The following is a 17,895-nucleotide window of genomic DNA, read 5'->3' as shown; positions in this document are numbered from 1 at the left end:
CGCTTCATTGTAGGCTGGCCAGTTCGTGGTCTTGTAGGTCGGGGGTATGTGTCTGCTCATGCATCCCAGCTACCACGCTGGATTCACGAGATGAATCCCTCACAGGATTTGTGCAACAGAGCCTGTTGAGGGGCATGAGGCAAAGGTTTTGCGTGGGATGAAGGATACAATATCGCGCTGCGACGTCTTTTTGCAAGTCGAGTGCTATCCTCAACATGAATTAGAAATATCTACTGCCTGTAGCGAACTAGGCCTCACCAAAGTTCATCAAATTGATGTAGATGCATATTACACAAATATTAAGGATGATGACTTGAGCCGGGTTATGAGTTTCTTTGACGTCCACTCCTAGTTCAATAATCGCCCGCCCCCTTCACAATCCGCCATGCTTCTTTGCGCGCGGCCCCGCGCACTACTGTCCCGGCTTCATGACGCACAAGCCAACCGTGCTGTTCTAGGATGCCCAGCGCGGCCCTTGCCTTTGGGCTTTCGCGCAGCGGGTTTGGCCCGAGTCGCACTACGTCGCGGGTCTGCACATTAGGTTCCGCCCAGCTTTCCAGAAGCCAGCGCCGCAAGGTTTCGGCCCGGTCGATTTCAGCCGATACGGTCGCAGCGTTAGAAAGCCGTGAAGCTTCGGACAGGTAGTATTGCGCCAAGACGATTGCGTCGGCCATGTCGCCCAGTTGCACGTCTCGGGCGTGAAGGTCGCGCCAGAGGGTCAGCACGCCAGCGATGCGCGCCGCCTGTTCCGCCACCTTGGAAGCCGTGCCCGAGATATGGGTCAAGTCACCACCGGGGGCTTGTGCCACTTCCAATGCGTCGGAAAGTCCGACTAGAAGCGCCCGTGCACCGGGCGAAAGGTCCAGGATGCGCGGTTGCAGTTCGCGGGTTTCGGGATCCATCGGCAAAGGCGTTTCCAGAATGTCGCGCAGCCGGTTCCCAAAGCTTGCCAGCGCCGCATCATCGTTCTTCGCATTGGCTTGCATCCGCGTTCCGATAGCGCTGGGCGGTTCGCACATTAGGAAGCGGGGCAGAAAGCCCGTGTCAGCGGCCATAGGGTCAGCCATGAAGCCGCGTGCCACGCCGGGTTGCACCATCAGATGCACCGCCAGCCGCCGCCCGTATAGCGTCGCGTGCCCGTCGCCCGAGCGGGTGCGCCGGATCGGGTTGCGGTGCCATCTCTGCGCATCATGCCTGATCTGGTGTGGAGCATCAGTCGAGGGCGCGTGGGCAGGATTGTTCGGCGCGTCCGTTTTCAGGGCGCGGATGGGGGAGGGTTCGCGCAGTGCCATTGGTCTGTTGCGCCCCGCCGACAGCCAAGCCCCGTCTGGAGGTCAGCCCGTGCCGGCGACCGATACGATGCGCCCATCCTCCAGCGTCAGGATGCGGTCGGCGCGGTCAAGGATGCGGGTGTCATGGGTGACCAGCAGCGTTGTGGTGCCGCGTTCCGTGCCAAGCCGTTTCAACAGGTCCACCACATCGGCGGCGCTGTCCTTGTCCAGCGCGGCGGTCGGCTCGTCCGCCAGCACCAGCGCCGGGTTGCCCGCCAGCGCGCGGGCCACTGCCACACGCTGCTTCTGCCCGCCCGACAGGTTCGCGGGCAGGTAATCCATCCGGTCCGACAGGCCGACCAGCCCAAGCGCCCGCGCTGCGGCCTGACTGGCCAGCGCATCGGACACGCCGGGGCGCACCTGCACGCCCATCATGACATTCTGCAACGCGGTCAGGCTTTCATGCAGGTTATGTGCCTGAAAGATGAAGCCCAGACGCTGGCGCAGACGTGTCAGGGCATGGTCATCCGCGCCGTTCAGTTCATGTCCCAGCAGGCGGACCGAACCGTCCTGCACCGACCGCAGACAGCCGATCAGGGTCAGCAGGGTTGTCTTGCCGGACCCGGATGGGCCCATCAGGACGGTGAAACTGCCGCGCGGCAGTTGGAGCGTGATGTTTTCCAACGCCTGTTTGCGGGCATCACCGCTGCCGAACCAGTGGTTGAGGGCGCGCACCGTGACGATGGGATCTTCGGCTGTCATGTTTCGCGTCCTCAGAACAGGTCGGCGGGGTCAGCCGCCGCCAGCCGCCGCGTGGCGATGATCCCCGACAGGGTCGAGAAGACGACCGTGCCCATGAAAACCGTAACGGCCATACCGGCAGTCATCGTCAGCGGCAGGGTCGTGACCGCTGCCATCAGCGTCAGGATTGCCGTGCCGATGACAAGCCCCGGCAGAAAGCCAAGCACGCCCAGAACCAGCGCCTCTTCGGTCACGATGCCAAGGAAGAAACGCGGGCCATAGCCCATCGCCTTGAAGGTCGCGTATTCGCGCAAGTGATCGGCCACATCGGCGGAGAGCACCTGATAGACGATCACAAGCCCTACCAGCACCCCGATCAGCACACCAAAGCCGAAGATCACGCCGGTCGGACGCTGTGTCTGCTGATAGCGCAGATCCTCGGCCCCGGCGTCGGCATAGCTGCGGATGCGCAGGCTCTTGTCCGAGATCAGGCCGCGCAGCCGCGTGATCGTGGCTGCCACATCCGCGCCGGGGCGCAGGCGTAACAGGATGTGATCGGGTGCCGCCGAACTGCGCGCGGGGAAAAGCGACAGGAACGTCTGGTCGGACAGCATCATGAACCCGTCCCCGCCAAAGCCGCCGCCGCCTGCGAATGTGCCGATGGCGGTCAGGGTGCGGCCCTGGGTTTCGAAGCTGCGCGGGGTCTGCGACCGGATCGCCGCGGCCTCCTCGCGCGGCAGGCCACGGGCCAAGCGGTCGAGGATGGCCGCACCCTGCACTTGCAGCAGGTGAAGATCCTCGATCACGCCGGGGGCCACGAACGCGGGCCGGGCCGGATCGATTCCGAAGGTGGTGAAGGTGATGTCCCTGTCGCCCCTGTCCCATGGCACATTACCCACGAAGAGCCCCATGCCTTCGACCACATCGGGGTCGGCCAGCGCCTGCAGCATCCATTGGCGCGCGACATTGCCGCCATCGGACAGGGCATTCGCATCGCTGGCCGAGATCATGATATCGGCCTGAAAGAACCCATAAGGTTTCAGCGTCGCGGCCCCCATGGCGTTCATCAGGCCAAGCTGCACGAAGACCAGCACATTGGCGAAGGCGACGCCCGACAAGGCCGCCGCGAAGCGTCCGCGCTTGTGCGTCAGTTGCAGCCAGCCGATGGGCAGCCGTCCCAACAGGCGTTGCAACAGGCGGGTCATTGCGCCGCCCGCGCGGCGGCCCCGGTGTCGATCCGCGCCACCGCTTCGAGATTGGTGAAACGCGCCGCGACGACCGAGGAGGCGGCATCCAGGGCGACCAGGATGCGGATCACGCGTGCGTCCGAATTGGCCGCCGCATCATCCGAGATGAGGCCCTGCCGCCCGACGGTCAGGCCGATCCGGGCCACCTTGCCAGAGAGGGTCTGCCCCAGCGCATCGGCCACGATCTCGACCGGTTGGCCGGGCCCCACGGCGCTGATGCGGTCCTGCCAGATCTCGACCTCGGCCATCATCTGGCCCGTGTCGCCCATCTCCATGATCCCTTGGGCGGGCGGGCGCTGGCCCGGGGTCACGTGGATATCCAGAATGGTGCCGGCGATGGGCGCGCGCACCTCGGCGCGGCCAAGATCCATCCGCGCGCGGGCGAGTTCGGCCTTGGCCGCGTCCACATTGCGGTTCGCGACAACGACATCGGGCTGCGCGTCGATGGCCAGTGCGGCAAAGCGCGCCAGTGTCGCCTCGGCCCGCGCCACGGCCTGGGCGGCCTCGGTCGCGCGGGATTGCGCCGCGTCCAGCGTCGCCGTTGTCGCCACGCCGCGCGCGGCCAGTTCCGCTGTCCGCGCAAGGCTTGCAGCCGCCTCGGTGGCGCTGGCGCGGGCCTGATCCAGCGTGGCCTGCGCCTCGGCGCGGCTGGCCTCGATCGAGGCACGGGTCTGCATCAGCGTCGCTTCCCGCACAGCCAGATTCGCTTCGGCCTGAAGAACCGCGCCGTCCAGCGCCTGACGGTTGTCCAGCCGCGCCAGCGTATCGCCACGCGCGACCCTGTCGCCGATGGAGACAAGGATCTCGGCCACCCGCGCATCGCCCGCACCATAGGGGGCGGCCACCACGGCCACATCGCCACGCGGCATGAGGCGGGCCAACCCCACGACATCCGACGGCAAAAGGGTTTCGGCCAATTGTGAGGGCATTTCGATTTCAGGCGGCAGGGCGATCGGGCTTGTCGTGCCACCGCCCGGTTGCAGGCCCGTCAGCGCGTAAAAGCCCTGCAGGCCGGGGGGCTGAAAATACATGCCGATCACCGCGCCCGAGAACATGAACACGGGGATCAGCAGCACCAGCAGATAGCGCTTGCGGAAATGGCGACGCTTCTGAACCGCAGTATCGTCAATCTGCAAGTCGATGGGCAGTGTGGGGTCGTCCTTCAGGGTCATGCCCGTCCTCCTTGACCTTGCGGGACAGGCTGGCACCTTGGTGCCCGCCCCTTGCGGCAGGATCCGCCGCGCAGTGCGATCGGCCTGGTAGGGCAACCCCTACCCGCTGTCGGCCAGCGGGTCATTGACATGTGTCAAGCGCCGAAAACAGGCGCCAGACCCCGGCCATGCCCAGAGCAGCACGCCGGGTTCTCAGGGTGGCGCGGGTCAGGATCAGGATTTGTGGGCCGCATCCTTTTGCCAGCCAGTGAAGAGGGACGCATACTCCGAGAACATCATGTCTTCCTGCATCGCTTCAATGGCGGCATCCTGCGCCAGAAGTGGTGTCACGTGCAGGCGCAGCACGCGGTCCACGGGGCGCGGCGGCTTGATGGCGGTTTGCCCGAATGGCGCGCGGACGGGCATCCGGCGCTGACAGAGCCTGCATGAGACAGCTGGTTGCTGCGGGCTGTGCCGTGGGATCATGCCCCGCTTGGCATTGCGGCGCGGAAGTGACTGGCGATGGCGCCACGTGTGGTGATCCAGAGATCGTCACGCGCGGCGCATCGCCTTGCCATCTCGTCAATCGCCCAAGCGGCGGCGGGGCGCCCGTAGCAATGCCCATGTGCGAAGATATCCAGAATGACCGTTTCGGCGGGCTGGGCGACGATCGCATCGAGCGCCTCGAAGAACATGTCCACGAACTGGCGCGGGGTTCGGCCAAAGCGCATGGCATGGGGCAGATCGTTGAAGTCGATGGTCATCGGCACGGCGACAATCTCGCCTTCCGGGAATCGTTGCAGATAGGGCAGATCGTCGTCCAGCACATCGCCGTGCCAGGCATAGCCATGCTGCACCAGACGGCGCTGCGTGTCCGGGCCCGATGTGACGCGCGGGCTGATCCATCCGGTCGGGCGTGCGCCGGTCGCTTTTGCGATCAGGTCGGAACTGTCCCGGATCAAGCTGTCGTCCTGCGCGGGGGACAGGGTCGGGCAGAGCAGGTTCTGCGCGTAGCCATGCCCGACAATCTCGTGCCCGGCCGCCGCGTATTGCCCAAGCTGGTCCGGGTCATGCGCGGCGACCATGCCTGAGGTCATCACATTGGCGGAAATCCCATGACGCTCCATGATCCGCATCAGGCGCTGCGTGCCCACCGTCGCGTTGTAGCGGCCATAGGATTCGGCATTCGGATCGAAGATGCCATTCGCCAGCACATTCCCCATCGGCCCCACGCCAGAGGTGGCATCGGGCGTCCACATTTCATAGGCGATGTTGAACACGACGGCGATCCTGCGTCCGTCCGGCCAGCACAGGTCAGCGGGGGAACGAACGATCTCGGGGTAAGTGCGGGGTGTCGTCATCGTTCCTCGGTGTCCTTTCTGTGAAGCGGTTCTGCCGCCCGATGAGGACGCGTCCCGCTGGTCTGGCCGAAGCCTGCCCCTGTGCAGGTTAAGCTGGTGTCGCCCCTGATAGAATTTCATTCTTTTCAGGCGATGCTGCATCCCATGCAGGACATAAGCTGAATTCTGTGCATGATGTGCTGCTAAGTATGCACTTTCTTAATGCTCAAGTCCTCGACTACGCTGATCGGGACGGTCCGATTGATCCGGCAAAGCAGCCTTGCAAGGGGCAGGTCGGGACGGCCCGGATACCGACGCAAGGACAAGCCGGCGTGGTTCACGATCCAAGGGAGGATACCGACATGAAGAATATACTGGTGGCAAGCCTGACAGGCGCAGCCGTGGCTGTCGCGGCGCAAGGCGTGGCGGTCACGTCCGCGTATGCAGCCGAGATCGAGTTGAAACTGGCATGGCTGACCGCCGACAGCCCCTCTGATCCCTATGCGATCACGGCGCATGCCTTCAAGACAGAGATCGAGGCCGCGCTGCCCGGCCGGGTCGAAGTCGCCCTCTTCCCCAACCGCCAGCTTGGCGACGACAAGGAAATTCTGGAAGGCTTGCAGTTCGGCACGATCGACATGGGCATCATCACCAACGCGGTCGTGGCCAATCTTGAACCGACCTACCAACTGCTTGACCTGCCCTTCCTGTTCGGCAACGCGACCCAGGCGCATGATGTGCTGGACGGCCCGGTCGGTCAGGACCTTGCGGCCAACCTTGCCGATGATGGTATCGTCTCGCTGGGTGCGGCCGAGGGCGGATTTCGCAACATGATCAACAACACCCGCCCCGTGCGGACACCCGAGGATGTGACCGGCGTCAAATACCGCACCATGCAGAACCCGGTCTTCATCGAGATGTTCTCGTCCCTTGGCGGAAGTCCGGTTCCGATGGCCTGGGGCGAGGTGTTCACCGCCATGCAGCAAGGCACGGTCGACGGGTTGGAAATCCCGGCTTCGGTCGTCAATTCCAACAACTTTGCGGAAGTCGCCAAATACCTTAGCTTCACGCGCCATACCTATTCCGCGATCCATCTGCTGATGTCCAAGCGGAGTTTCGACAGCCTGCCCGAGGATGTGCAGCAAGCCGTGCTTGATGCGGGCGAGGCCGCGATTGCCGCGCAGCGTGTTGCCGTGGCCGAAGGCGAGCGTGACGTGGTAGAGGCCCTGACCGCCGCCGGGATGGAGATCAACGACATCGAGGATGTGGGCGCCTTCCGCGCCAAGGTCGCCCCGGTCTATGAGCAGTTCGAAAGCACCATCGGCAAGGACCTGCTGGACCGCGCGCTTGCCGCCGTGTCGGATCAGTAAGGCCGCCGGATGCCAATCCTGACCACGCTGTCACGGGTCCTGTCGACCACAAGCCGTCTTACGGGGCGGCTTGTGGCACATCTGTGCGTGATGATCATCTACTTTATCCTCGGCCTTCTCGTGACGCAGGTGGTCATGCGCTATTTCCTTGGCGCGCCGCCCAGCTGGACCGAGGAACTGGCGATCATTCTGTTTGCATGGCTGGTGCTGCTCTATGCGACCGAAGGCGTGCGCGAGGGCTTTCACGTCATGATCGAAACGATCCCCGCACGTTGGGCCGTGCTGCGCGCGGCCTCGGACCGGATCGCCGCGCTGCTGATCATCGGCTTCGGGCTGGTGACCCTGACGGCGGGGGCCAATTATGTGCAGCGCACCGCCGGGCAGCGCTCGGCAGCGCTACAGATCCCGATCGAGGCGCTATATCTGTGTGTGCCGGTCTGCGGCGGGTTGCTGATCCTGCATGCGGCGGCCCGCCTTTTTGAACCGGCCCAACCGGAGAGCACCGACACCGCGGCAGGTGCGGCATGAGCCCCACTGTCCTTGTCCTGACCATCGGCCTGCCGCTGATGATCCTGCTGCGCGTCCCGCTGGCCTTTGCGCTTGGCCTGTCGACCATTGCCGCCCTGTGGATGGCGGATATCGACACGATGATCTTCGCGCAGCGGATGGTGTCGGGCACGCAATCCTTCAGCCTGCTGGCGATTCCGTTCTTCATCCTTGCGGGTGATCTGATGACGGCGGGCGGCATTTCGCGGCGGCTTGTGGGCTTTGCCGATGTTCTGGTGCGCCACCGGACCGGCGGGCTTGGCATGGTTGCTGTTCTGGCGGCGGCGTTTTTCGCCGCGCTATCCGGCTCTGCCCCTGCCACAACCGCGGCCATCGGGTCGATCATGATCCCCGAGATGGAGAAACGCGGCTATTCCCGCGCCTTTGCCACGGCTTTGGCGGTGGCGGGCGGGATCATCGGGCCGATGTTGCCCCCGTCGATCCCGATGGTTGTCTGGGGTGTGATGTCCGAAACCTCGATCAGCCAGCTTTTCCTTGCGGGCATCGTGCCGGGGCTTCTGCTGGCGCTGGGTCTGATGGTGCTGTGCTGGAACCACGCCCGCCACAACAAGATCCCCACCCAGCCCAAGGCCACCCGTGCCGAGGTCTGGCAGGCCTTCAACGCGGCCAAATGGGCGCTGACGGGGCCGATCGTGGTGCTGGGTGGCATCTATGGCGGGATCGTCACCCCGACCGAGGCGGCCATCGTCGCCACCGTCTTTGCCCTGATCCTGGGCTTTGGGGTTTACCGCGAGTTGACCTTCAGGACGATCGTTCCGGTCACGCGCAATTCCCTCAAGACCATGACGATGGTGATGTTCATCATCGCGCTGGCCAATGGCTTTGGCTGGATGATCGCCTTTGAACGCATCCCGATGCAGGTGACCGGCGCGCTGGAAGGCTTTTCCGACCGTCCCGTGCTTTACCTGCTGGTGATCAACCTGCTGCTGCTGGTGATCGGCTGCGTGATGGACAATCTGGCGGCAATGATCATCCTTGCCTCGTTTCTGGTGCCCATCGGCGCGCAACTGGGGATGGACCCGGTGCAGTTCGGCGCGATGGTGGCGATCAACTTCACCATCGGCATGGCGACCCCACCCTTCGGCTATACCATCTTCGTAGGGGCGGCCATCAGCGGCTTGAGCATCGGAAAGATCGCGCGCCCCCTGATGCCCATGCTGGGCGTGATGATCCTTGTCCTGCTACTGGTGGCGTTCGTGCCGGCGGTGACGCTGAGCGTCGTTCAACTGTTGCGATAGTGAAAGGGTAAAGGAATGGTCAATCTGCGTAACTTCGATCTGAACCTGCTGGTGATCTTTCGCGCCATCATGGCGCGCGGCTCCATCGCGGGGGCGGCCGAAGAGGTGGGGCTGTCGCCCTCTGCCGTCAGCCATGCGCTGGCGCGTCTGCGGGTCATGCTGAACGATCAGCTGTTCCATCGCACCGCGAATGGTGTCGAACCCACCGAGCGGGCGGTTGAGCTCAGCACCGATATCGAACGCGGGCTTGGCTTTCTGTCCTCGGCCATCTCGCTCCAGCATCAGTTCATCCCCTCCGACGTGAAACGCGTCTTCACGATGCAGGTGGCGGATTATGTCTCGGGGTTCCTGCTGCCGCGTCTGGCCGAACGCCTCCAGCATGAGGCGCCGGGGATTTCGGTCGATATCCTGCCATTCTCGGTCTCGCCCGTCAGTGTCTGGGACCGCGTCGATCTGCAGATCCGCCTGACACCCGGACGGCTGAAACCCGAGATGGTCCGCAGTCAAAGGCTGATCGCCGATGATATCGTCGTGCTGATGCGCCCGGATCATCCCGAAGCGGATCAGCCCATGACGGCCGCGCTTTACGCGGCGCTGCCCCATGTGAAACTGTCGCAATCCGCAACCGGCACCACGGTCATTGACGATGCTCTGACAGCACGCGGGTTGAAGCGGCATATGGCGATGACGGTCTCCAGCTGGTTCGACATTCCCGATATCGTGGCCAGTTCCGACCTGATCGCCATTGCCCCGTCGCGCCTTCTGAATCTTGATCCGCGCCTGAAGCGCCTGAAATCCGCCCCGCTGCCACTGGAGGAGGTCGTGTTCTCTTTCGACCTGTGTTGGGATCTGCGGACCGAGCGGGAGCCGGGTCAAAGGTGGCTGCGCAAGACCGTGTCCGAGATCTTTCAGGACATCGACAGTGGCGCTTCACAACAGTGACCTGCACCACATGATCAAATGGCGGGGCCGTGTTGAACCGGCGCCTTGTCCTCTGTCTGATCTTGTCGTCGGGCGACCTGTTCGGCAAAGGGTCGTCCATTGTCGCAATGTCCCATGCGATCGTCGTGAAATACTCTCTCAACTGCGGAGAATGGGCGGCTTGGACGTGCAGAAGGCGCAGGGGCCGCAGATCGGTTTGATACATGCAAGTCAGCGCGAGACACGACAACCCGCAGCGGCCAATCTGATTGGGATGAATGTCGTCGGCAAACAACGCCTGCATATCCGTGTTACCGAAAACATGTGCAGATGTGCTGCCCCGTCTTGTCCGGGGTAAACCACCGGATCATTGCAGGAGGAATGCGGCGGTCCACAGAGCTGGTGCCATGCAATGCGTGACGCTTTGATTGGAATGATCTGTGCCCATTCTGGTGATGCCTGATGGAGGTCCTTGGCCGGACTGACCAAAACACCGTCTTTGAACAGATCGTGTTCTACACATCAGAAGATGGTTGATAGCACCTATTCGACCCTGCGTGGCGTTCTCGGTCGCCAACAGGATCACAAACGAGCGGATCATCATCAGAGTCGGTATGATCCCGGTCAGGCCGCACCGTTCGTCTTCGCGACAGGCGAACAGCACTTCTGCCTTGCTTCAGCATGCGTCCGGATCGCGTTCACGCGCACAGTGATGGACACCGCGGGTTGCGGATGGCGGCGCCGACCTTTTGATTTGCGCACCGCTGGCCAGAGATGGGCGACGTCTCCAACGCCCGGCGCAGAGCCATGCGGCGGGTCAAGTTGTTTTCGGGGCGCGGCCTTCTAGGCATTTCCCAGACGTGGCGCCTTGGTGGCGTCAAAACACCTTTCCACCTGTGGCAAAGGGTGTGCAGAACGTCGCGGGAGTTCCAAAAGACTGCGGTTCTTGATGGCGTGTCGCTGGGAAAGCTTGCGCGCCTGTCGCCCTGTAATCAGCAGCCTCGCACCTTCTGGCCTGTTTTCCGGGATAGGCTTGCGCAATTCCGGGAAAATCGAGAAGATTTCTTCTCGGGCCGCAGGACTGACGGATTTAAGGGCCTCGTTTCCGGTGTATAAGGATTCACTGGGGGCTCCATTTGCCCATACGATCTCGTGCTTCTCGAAAAGAATATGCCAGTATTCCACGTCGGACACATCTTCCGCCACCTCGATACCTTCGATCAGCAGAAGTTGTTTTGCAGCGGCCAGAACTTCTTCGCGACCGAACATATTCAGCGCGATTTTGGACCGCACCAGAATGCGATGCTGCGGGGAAACGAGCAGGTCCTGATCCGGAAGCCCATCGCCCAATGCGCCGGCCCGAATGCGAATAGGACGGAATTTGGCGTGGACGCGCAAATCAATAGCATCCAGTTTGCGTGATCCCATCCAGCGAATGGGCTGAAAGCCGGAATCCATCGTCAAGACCAGATCCCCGACGCGCAGGTTTTCGATGTTGATCCGGCCACGGCTGGTGACGATCTGGGTTCCAGAGACAAAACAAATGGGCGGCGGATCAACAGCGATAATACCAGTGTCGTATATGCGCAGCCGACCACTCTGGTTTGAGATAACGTGAAGCGTGCCATTGATGACAAGGTTGTCGGCCTCTGTATCCGGAATCGTGCCGGTCGCTTCAACGTTGATGGTTCCATCCGCGTTGAAAGACACAACCACGCCCCCCGTGAAGGTGCCGTATTGCGTGCCGATGCCATCAACGTACAAATCCCCGCTGACCGAATATTCCGTCACGCCGGGGACCGTCTGGTTTGCCAGGAAAACAATATTTCCCGAGGCATCAATCTCATATGTCGCGAGAGACCCGTTGTTCGAGACATAGAGGAACGTGCGATCAGGGCCGGACGCCTGGGGCATCCGGACGGACATCATTTCATATGGGTAATACGCACCGCCAGCCACAGTTTGCGGCGTGGTCGCACTTGGCGCCGACCCATCGGTCGGAACTTCGGTCACGTAGAAATTATCGTAACCCCACTGATGGCCCACGTGGAAATAGGTGGTTCCGCCAGCTCCGTCATCGACCGAAACCAGATCCCCTGCCCAGACATAGTTGCCGTCATATAAGGTTGTCTTCGGCTCCAGAACCGTCGCGCCATCGCCGCTCAACAGGATTGTCTGGGTGTCTCCAGCGTCCCATTCTTCCCAGATCAAGCGAATGGACGTGCCATCATCCGAAGGCTGAACCGAGACGTTGTAGTTATCGCCCGCGCTGGCCGCATTTACGTTGATCTGGGTGGAGCTTCTGAGTTCCAAATCACCTGTGGCGACATCCAAAGAAAAGACGTTCAGATGCGTGTCATTCAGGTCGAAAAATAGCGGTTCACCATTTATTTCGATGATCTTCAGATCGCGGTCATAGTTTGTGTTCAGACCGCCGAGAGAAATACCATCATATGATGTCCCGAAATTGTAATTGGACACCACTGACGTGGTATAGGTCGTCCCGTCGCTGGTGATATTAAGAACGCGGTAGCCCGTAAGGGTCGAGGCGATGACCCAGTTATTGAGGCCAGCGTCATATGCGACAAGACCTTCGCCATCCAAAGGGGCCTGGTTACTTGTTGAAACGAGTGTAATTGGCATGAACTGGTCCGCATTTACTATTTACCACACATGCTCGCGGACAACTTTCAGGCAACATCCTGAAAATCAAACACTCCGCTGAGCAGTTAACGTTAATGTGGATATGCATTGTGGCTAAATTGCAGATCGAAATCTGGCGGAAAGAAAGCAAGTTCTGGTCTTGGTGCCCAATTCCAAGGCAGGACTGCGCCTATGCCCATCGGGTCACAGGAAGGTCACGCGCAACGGTGACCGTCAGGTGAACGCGCTTGTCAGGCGCCCACGCAGGCAGAACAGCGCTGCCGCGCAGGGCCATGCCGCACCGGATCGGACGATAAGCCGCCCGACCCCGGCGTCAGGTGTTGAACAGGAAATGCAGCACATCGCCATCCTTGACGATGTAGCTTTTGCCTTCGGACCGCATCTTGCCCGCTTCCTTGGCGGGTTGTTCACCGCCCAAGCTGACGAAATCATCGTAGGCGATGGTTTCCGCACGGATGAAGCCGCGTTCGAAATCGCCGTGGATGACGCCTGCGGCCTGCGGGGCCGCGGTGCCCTGACGGATCGTCCAGGCGCGGGCTTCCTTGGGGCCGACGGTGAAATAGGTTTCCAGATGCAGCAGGGCGTAGCCCGCGCGAATCAGGCGGTCCAGACCCGGCTCCTCCAGCCCCATCTCGGACAGGAACATCTGGGCTTCCTCGTCATCAAGCTGGCTGATCTCTTCCTCGATCCGGGCGGAAATCACCACATGGGAATTGCCCTGGGCAGCCGCCATTTCGGCGACTTTCGCGGATAGGGCATTACCCGTGCCTGCGTCTTCCTCGGCCACGTTGCAGACATAGAGCACGGGTTTCGTGGTCAACAGTTGCAGCATACGCCATGCTTTCGCATCCTCGGCATCGACCTTGACGGTGCGGGCGGGCTGTCCCGCCTCCAACGCAGCCAGCGCCTTGCGCAGCAGCGTGTCCTGCTGCACCGCGTCCTTGTCGCCGCCCTTGATCTTGCGGACCAAACCTTGCAGGCGCTTTTCGATGCTTTCCATATCGGCCAGCATCAGCTCCATCTCGATGGTCTCGGCGTCCGATACGGGGTCAACGCGACCCTCGACATGGGTGATGTCGTCATCCTCGAAACAGCGCAGCACATGGGCGATGGCATCGCATTCGCGGATATTGGCCAGAAACTGGTTGCCCAGCCCTTCGCCCTTGGACGCGCCCTTCACCAGACCGGCGATATCGACAAAGGTCATCCGCGTGGGGATGATCTGCTTGGACCCGGCAATCTTGGCAAGCCGGTTCAGCCTGTGATCCGGCACCGCCACTTCGCCCACATTTGGCTCGATGGTGCAGAAGGGAAAATTGGCGGCCTGCGCGGCGGCCGTTCTGGTCAGCGCGTTGAACAGTGTCGACTTGCCCACATTCGGCAGCCCCACGATCCCCATCTTGAAACCCATCACCGGCCTCCTTTGTTCAGATGGCCGCTCATAAAGCGGCAGGGGGCGCGGGGCAAGGGCACAGACCGCATGAAGGATTGAGTTTACCGCGCGTTTGCGGCACATCGGGGCGACCGCAGGGAAGGACAGCCAGACATGACTCGGATCGACGCCAAATTCGCCGCCCTCACGGCCGATGGGAAAAAGGCCTTCGTGGCCTATGTCATGGCGGGTGACCCGGATTACGCCACCTCGCTGGAGCTGATCAAAGGTCTGCCGGGTGCCGGCGTGGACATCATCGAGATGGGCCTGCCCTTCACCGACCCGATGGCCGATGGCGAGACGATCCAGCTGGCCGGACAGCGCGCGCTGGAGGCGGGCCAGACCCTGCAAAAGACTCTGGATATGGCGGCAGAGTTCCGCAAGACCGATGACACGACCCCGATCGTGATGATGGGCTACTACAACCCGATCTTCAATCGCGGCGTGGACCGCTTTCTGGTGGATGCCAAGGCTGCCGGCATCGACGGGCTGATCGTGGTGGACCTGCCCCCGGAGGAGGATGACGAGTTGTGCATCCCCGCGCAGAGGGCCGGGCTGAACTTCATCCGGCTGGCGACCCCCACGACCGATGACAAGCGCCTTCCCAAGGTTCTCCAGAATACCAGCGGTTTCGTCTACTACGTCTCGATCACCGGGATCACCGGGTCGGCCGAGGCCAATGCCGCCGATGTCGCCCCCGAGGTGACGCGGATCAAGGCGCAGACCGACCTGCCGCTGATCGTGGGGTTCGGCATCAAGACGCCTGAAGCCGCGCAGAGCATCGCCTCTGTCGCCGATGGCTGTGTCGTGGGCAGCGCCATCGTGGCCGAGCTGGCCAAGGGTCGCCCCGTGGCCGATGTGCTGGCCTTCGTGCGGTCACTGGCGGACGGCGCGCATCGCGCCTGACGGGGTGTGCTGATACATCAGCCCGTCTTGCGGCGCAGAATATGGATGGCCGTGTAGCGCATGACCACTTCGTGCGACTGGTTCTCGACCTCATAGGTGATAGTGGTGCGTCCGCGGTCTGGCCTTGATGCTGACGGGACCGCGGCCATAACTTCGGCCCTTGTCCGCAATGTATCGCCGGGCCTGACCGGGCGCAGCCATTGGATATCCGTCATGCCGGGCGATCCCATGGACGCCTCGTTCCAGACATTCGCGCCCAGCGTCTGCGTGAAAGAGGTCAGCAGCGTGTGAAACCCGCTGGCGATGATCCCCCCATAGGGCGAGGCGGCCGCAGCCTCTTGATCCATATGAAACGGTTGCGGGTCCCATTGCTGCGCGAAAGCGGTGATCGCCTCCAGCGGCAGGGTGCAAGACGCGGTTTCGAAGCGATATCCCACCGGCAGATCGTCAAAGAACATCCTATCCTCCTTGCCCTTCTTGCGCAGTCTATCGCGCCGGATCCGAGGCGCAAATGAGTGATTGCCCGCACGTCAGCGGATTGGTAACAAAAGCTAACCAAAAACACGAAAGGCTGCCAGAATGCCCGTGATCACGAATATCGACGATCTCAAGCGGATCCACCGGCGCAAGACGCCCAAGATGTTCTACGATTACTGCGAAAGCGGCAGCTGGACGGAACAGACCTTCCGCGAGAATACATCGGATTTCGACAAGATCCGCCTGCGCCAGCGGGTGGCTGTGGACATGACCGGGCGCAGCACCGCCAGCCAGATGATCGGGCAGGATGTGGCCATGCCCGTGGCCTTGGCGCCTGTCGGCCTGACGGGGATGCAATGCGCCGACGGCGAAATCAAGGCGGCGCGGGCGGCGGAGCGGTTCGGGGTGCCGTTTACCCTTTCGACCATGTCCATCAACTCGATCGAGGATGTGGCGGGGGCGACCAGCAAACCGTTCTGGTTCCAGCTTTATACGATGAAGGACACCGACTATGTCAGCCGCCTGATCCAGCGGGCCAAGGATGCAAAGTGTTCGGCCTTGGTGATCACCTTGGACCTGCAGATTCTGGGGCAGCGGCACAAGGATCTGAAGAACGGCCTCAGCGCGCCGCCCAAGCTGACGATCCCGACGATGATCAACCTTGCCACCAAATGGTCCTGGGGGATCGGGATGCTGTCGGCGAAGCGGCGGCATTTCGGGAATATCGTGGGGCATGTGAAGGGGATTTCCGACGCCTCCAGCCTTGGGGCCTGGACGGCGGAGCAGTTCGATCCCTCGCTGGACTGGGGCAAGATCGCCAAGATCAAGGAAGAGTGGGGCGGGAAGGTCATCCTCAAGGGGATCCTGGACGCCGAGGATGCGAAGATGGCGCTGAGCGTGGGGGCGGATGCGATCATCGTGTCGAACCACGGGGGGCGGCAGCTGGACGGGGCGATCAGCTCGATCCGGGCGCTGCCGTCGATCCTGGACGCGGTGGGCGATCAGATCGAGGTGCATCTGGACAGCGGTATCCGGTCCGGGCAGGACGTGCTCAAGGCGGTCGCGATGGGGGCGAAGGGGACCTATATCGGGCGGGCTTTTGTCTATGGTCTGGGGGCCATGGGGCAAGAAGGCGTGAAAAAGGCGCTGGAGGTGATCCACAAGGAGCTGGACATCTCGATGGCGCTATGTGGAAAGCGGCGGATCGAGGAACTGACCCGCGACGTGCTGCTGATCCCCGAAGGCTTTAAGGGCCGCTGGCAAGCCTGAGGGCGTGCCAAGGGACTCCGGGGGGTGTCCCACGTTGGGACATTTCGGGTTTTGAATGATTTCAATTGGTTACGCGGGCGTGTTAAGCACTTTTTAACGATTGGGGGGGCGCTCATTACGGCCTAAGCCATTGCCCGCTTTGGCAGCGATCAATCGATCGTCTTCGACCCTTTGCGGTCGTTCGTCTTCAGTTTCTGGCGCTAAAGCGCGACCCTGCAGAGAAGACATTCGCGACGCGCGCAAGATAGAGCAGGCGTAGGGTGCGTGCTTGCACGCACCAGTCGCCCGCCGTATCAGAAAATGGTGCCGCTCGCCGTATCAGAAAATGGTGCCGCCCGCCTTATCAGAAAACGGTGCGTGCAAGCACGCACCCTACGGCTCGCTTTATTGATTTGCGGGAAAAATCGAAAAATCTATCATCTTCTCTGACCCCACATACAAACCCGAAAATTCCAGGGCATTGCAGAGCTTGGCCAAGCCTGTCTTCAGCCGACAAAAAAACCCGCAAGTGCGGGTGATTTTTTGTTGCGTTTCAGCAACTTAAACGAGCGTCTCTTTCGACTTGAACATATCCGGCCCCTTTCGCATCAGGTTTAGTGGAACTCACTATGGTTCAGACATAGTCCTCACAGGACCAAGAAGCAAACTTTTCGATCGCGCTAGCCAATCTTGATCAATCCTATGGTAAATCCGTCACCCGGCAAGATCGGTGACGTACAACGGGTAACGTAGTCCGATGGTCTCGCATCCTTGGCATCGTTCGGCTGGACGAAGAACTTGTCATGCAGGTGATGCTCTTCGAAGAACGGCCTCAAATTGTCTTCCAAACAGTTAATTTCGAGTCGCAACGATTCGACGATGTGTCTTGAAACAAAGACAATGAGAGGATCAGACTCAAGATTCCATCGACGCACCGATTTCTTTGAGACCTTGTATAGATCTCGTCCGTCCATCGTATAGGAATATTTGATCTGTGCGCCGGAAGCCCCGCATTCTACTGAAGGCTCGACGGGTTCTCCGTCAATAGTGACACCGAATTGCGGGGAATAATCTTCACTTGTCGTGTTATCACCTGCGGTAAATATGTGTTCCCAATGAACCTTCCCGCCTTTTCGAAAAGGAACAAACTCCTCGATCGACGTATCTGTAATTTCAACGATCGTATTATCCCTATCGAACAGAGGTGGTTCGGTTGATCTGAACAGTTTCCAGGCGTTTCGTAAGTGGTTTTCCGCCTTGGTTATGCCGCTACCGCCTCGGGGCGCGGCTGGTTGAAGTAGGCCTGATCGGGGGTTTTCCCG

Annotated in this window: 16 protein-coding genes; 6 read left to right on the top strand and 10 right to left on the bottom strand. The window is 61.4% G+C overall.

From position 1 onward, the window contains the following. Nucleotides 1-353 precede the first annotated feature (353 nt). The 6 genes from PVW27_RS20205 to PVW27_RS20180 all read right to left on the bottom strand — a co-directional run bounded on the left by PVW27_RS20205 (nucleotide 354) and on the right by PVW27_RS20180 (nucleotide 5,771). The gene (locus tag PVW27_RS20205; protein ID WP_274560832.1) at nucleotides 354-1,292 is read right to left on the bottom strand and encodes a DUF3987 domain-containing protein; all 939 of its coding nucleotides are present in this window, start codon (nucleotides 1,290-1,292) and stop codon (nucleotides 354-356) included. A 42-nt stretch (nucleotides 1,293-1,334) separates the two neighbouring features. Beyond that, nucleotides 1,335-2,033, bottom strand: coding sequence for an ATP-binding cassette domain-containing protein (locus PVW27_RS20200; RefSeq protein ID WP_274560830.1), 699 nt, complete (start codon nucleotides 2,031-2,033; stop codon nucleotides 1,335-1,337). Nucleotides 2,034-2,044: 11 nt separating this feature from the next. Next, on the bottom strand, nucleotides 2,045-3,217 hold the full coding sequence (locus tag PVW27_RS20195; protein ID WP_274560829.1) for an FtsX-like permease family protein: 1,173 nt from the start codon (nucleotides 3,215-3,217) through the stop codon (nucleotides 2,045-2,047). Further along, nucleotides 3,214-4,431 carry an HlyD family efflux transporter periplasmic adaptor subunit gene (locus PVW27_RS20190; protein WP_274560828.1) on the bottom strand — a complete coding sequence of 406 codons (1,218 nt, stop codon included), beginning with the start codon at nucleotides 4,429-4,431 and terminating at the stop codon, nucleotides 3,214-3,216. Before PVW27_RS20190 ends, PVW27_RS20195 begins: the two co-directional genes overlap by 4 nt. Nucleotides 4,432-4,644: 213 nt before the next feature. Next, nucleotides 4,645-4,836 carry a hypothetical protein gene (locus PVW27_RS20185; RefSeq protein ID WP_274560825.1) on the bottom strand — a complete coding sequence of 64 codons (192 nt, stop codon included), beginning with the start codon at nucleotides 4,834-4,836 and terminating at the stop codon, nucleotides 4,645-4,647. A 56-nt stretch (nucleotides 4,837-4,892) separates the two neighbouring features. After that, complete coding sequence (locus PVW27_RS20180) at nucleotides 4,893-5,771, bottom strand: polysaccharide deacetylase family protein (RefSeq protein WP_274560824.1); 879 nt, start codon at nucleotides 5,769-5,771, stop codon at nucleotides 4,893-4,895. A 341-nt stretch (nucleotides 5,772-6,112) separates the two neighbouring features. On the opposite strand from PVW27_RS20180, the gene PVW27_RS20175 reads away from it, so the two are divergent. Genes PVW27_RS20175 through PVW27_RS20160 form a run of 4 tightly spaced genes read left to right on the top strand, consistent with a single transcriptional unit; the run spans nucleotide 6,113 to nucleotide 9,867 of the window. After that, the gene (locus tag PVW27_RS20175) at nucleotides 6,113-7,120 is read left to right on the top strand and encodes a TRAP transporter substrate-binding protein (RefSeq protein WP_274560822.1); all 1,008 of its coding nucleotides are present in this window, start codon (nucleotides 6,113-6,115) and stop codon (nucleotides 7,118-7,120) included. 9 nt (nucleotides 7,121-7,129) lie between these two features. Next, nucleotides 7,130-7,648, top strand: coding sequence for a TRAP transporter small permease (locus PVW27_RS20170; protein ID WP_274560820.1), 519 nt, complete (start codon nucleotides 7,130-7,132; stop codon nucleotides 7,646-7,648). Continuing rightward, complete coding sequence (locus tag PVW27_RS20165; protein ID WP_274560818.1) at nucleotides 7,645-8,925, top strand: TRAP transporter large permease; 1,281 nt, start codon at nucleotides 7,645-7,647, stop codon at nucleotides 8,923-8,925. The genes PVW27_RS20170 and PVW27_RS20165 overlap by 4 nt, the downstream gene beginning before the upstream one ends. A 15-nt stretch (nucleotides 8,926-8,940) precedes the next feature. Continuing rightward, entirely contained in the window at nucleotides 8,941-9,867 is a 927-nt protein-coding gene (locus PVW27_RS20160; protein ID WP_274560817.1) for a LysR family transcriptional regulator, read from the top strand. An 822-nt stretch (nucleotides 9,868-10,689) separates the two neighbouring features. On the opposite strand, the gene PVW27_RS20155 is transcribed toward PVW27_RS20160, so the two are convergent. Both PVW27_RS20155 and ychF read right to left on the bottom strand, forming a co-directional pair. Next, on the bottom strand, nucleotides 10,690-12,489 hold the full coding sequence (locus PVW27_RS20155) for a Hint domain-containing protein (protein WP_274560815.1): 1,800 nt from the start codon (nucleotides 12,487-12,489) through the stop codon (nucleotides 10,690-10,692). A 334-nt stretch (nucleotides 12,490-12,823) separates the two neighbouring features. After that, on the bottom strand, nucleotides 12,824-13,921 hold the full coding sequence (ychF, locus tag PVW27_RS20150; protein ID WP_274560813.1) for a redox-regulated ATPase YchF: 1,098 nt from the start codon (nucleotides 13,919-13,921) through the stop codon (nucleotides 12,824-12,826). A 135-nt stretch (nucleotides 13,922-14,056) separates the two neighbouring features. Between ychF and trpA the strand changes: the two genes are divergently transcribed. After that, nucleotides 14,057-14,848 (top strand): tryptophan synthase subunit alpha, encoded by a 792-nt coding sequence (gene trpA / locus PVW27_RS20145; RefSeq protein WP_274560811.1) that lies wholly within the window; start codon nucleotides 14,057-14,059, stop codon nucleotides 14,846-14,848. Between the two features lie 17 nt (nucleotides 14,849-14,865). On the opposite strand, the gene PVW27_RS20140 is transcribed toward trpA, so the two are convergent. Then, nucleotides 14,866-15,306, bottom strand: coding sequence for a MaoC family dehydratase (locus PVW27_RS20140; protein WP_274560810.1), 441 nt, complete (start codon nucleotides 15,304-15,306; stop codon nucleotides 14,866-14,868). Between the two features lie 121 nt (nucleotides 15,307-15,427). Between PVW27_RS20140 and PVW27_RS20135 the strand changes: the two genes are divergently transcribed. Beyond that, a complete protein-coding gene (locus tag PVW27_RS20135) occupies nucleotides 15,428-16,594 on the top strand; it encodes an alpha-hydroxy acid oxidase (RefSeq protein ID WP_274560808.1) in 1,167 nt (388 codons plus the stop codon). 659 nt (nucleotides 16,595-17,253) lie between these two features. Here PVW27_RS20135 and PVW27_RS20130 read toward each other — a convergent pair. After that, nucleotides 17,254-17,895, bottom strand: a 642-nt coding sequence (locus PVW27_RS20130; protein ID WP_274560806.1) for a hypothetical protein, incomplete at its 5' end; no start/stop codon positions are given.

It is taken from the genome of Seohaeicola sp. 4SK31 (genome assembly GCF_028802875.1).
Lineage (GTDB): Bacteria > Pseudomonadota > Alphaproteobacteria > Rhodobacterales > Rhodobacteraceae > Seohaeicola.
This window is presented reverse-complemented; position numbering and strand designations above follow the sequence as displayed.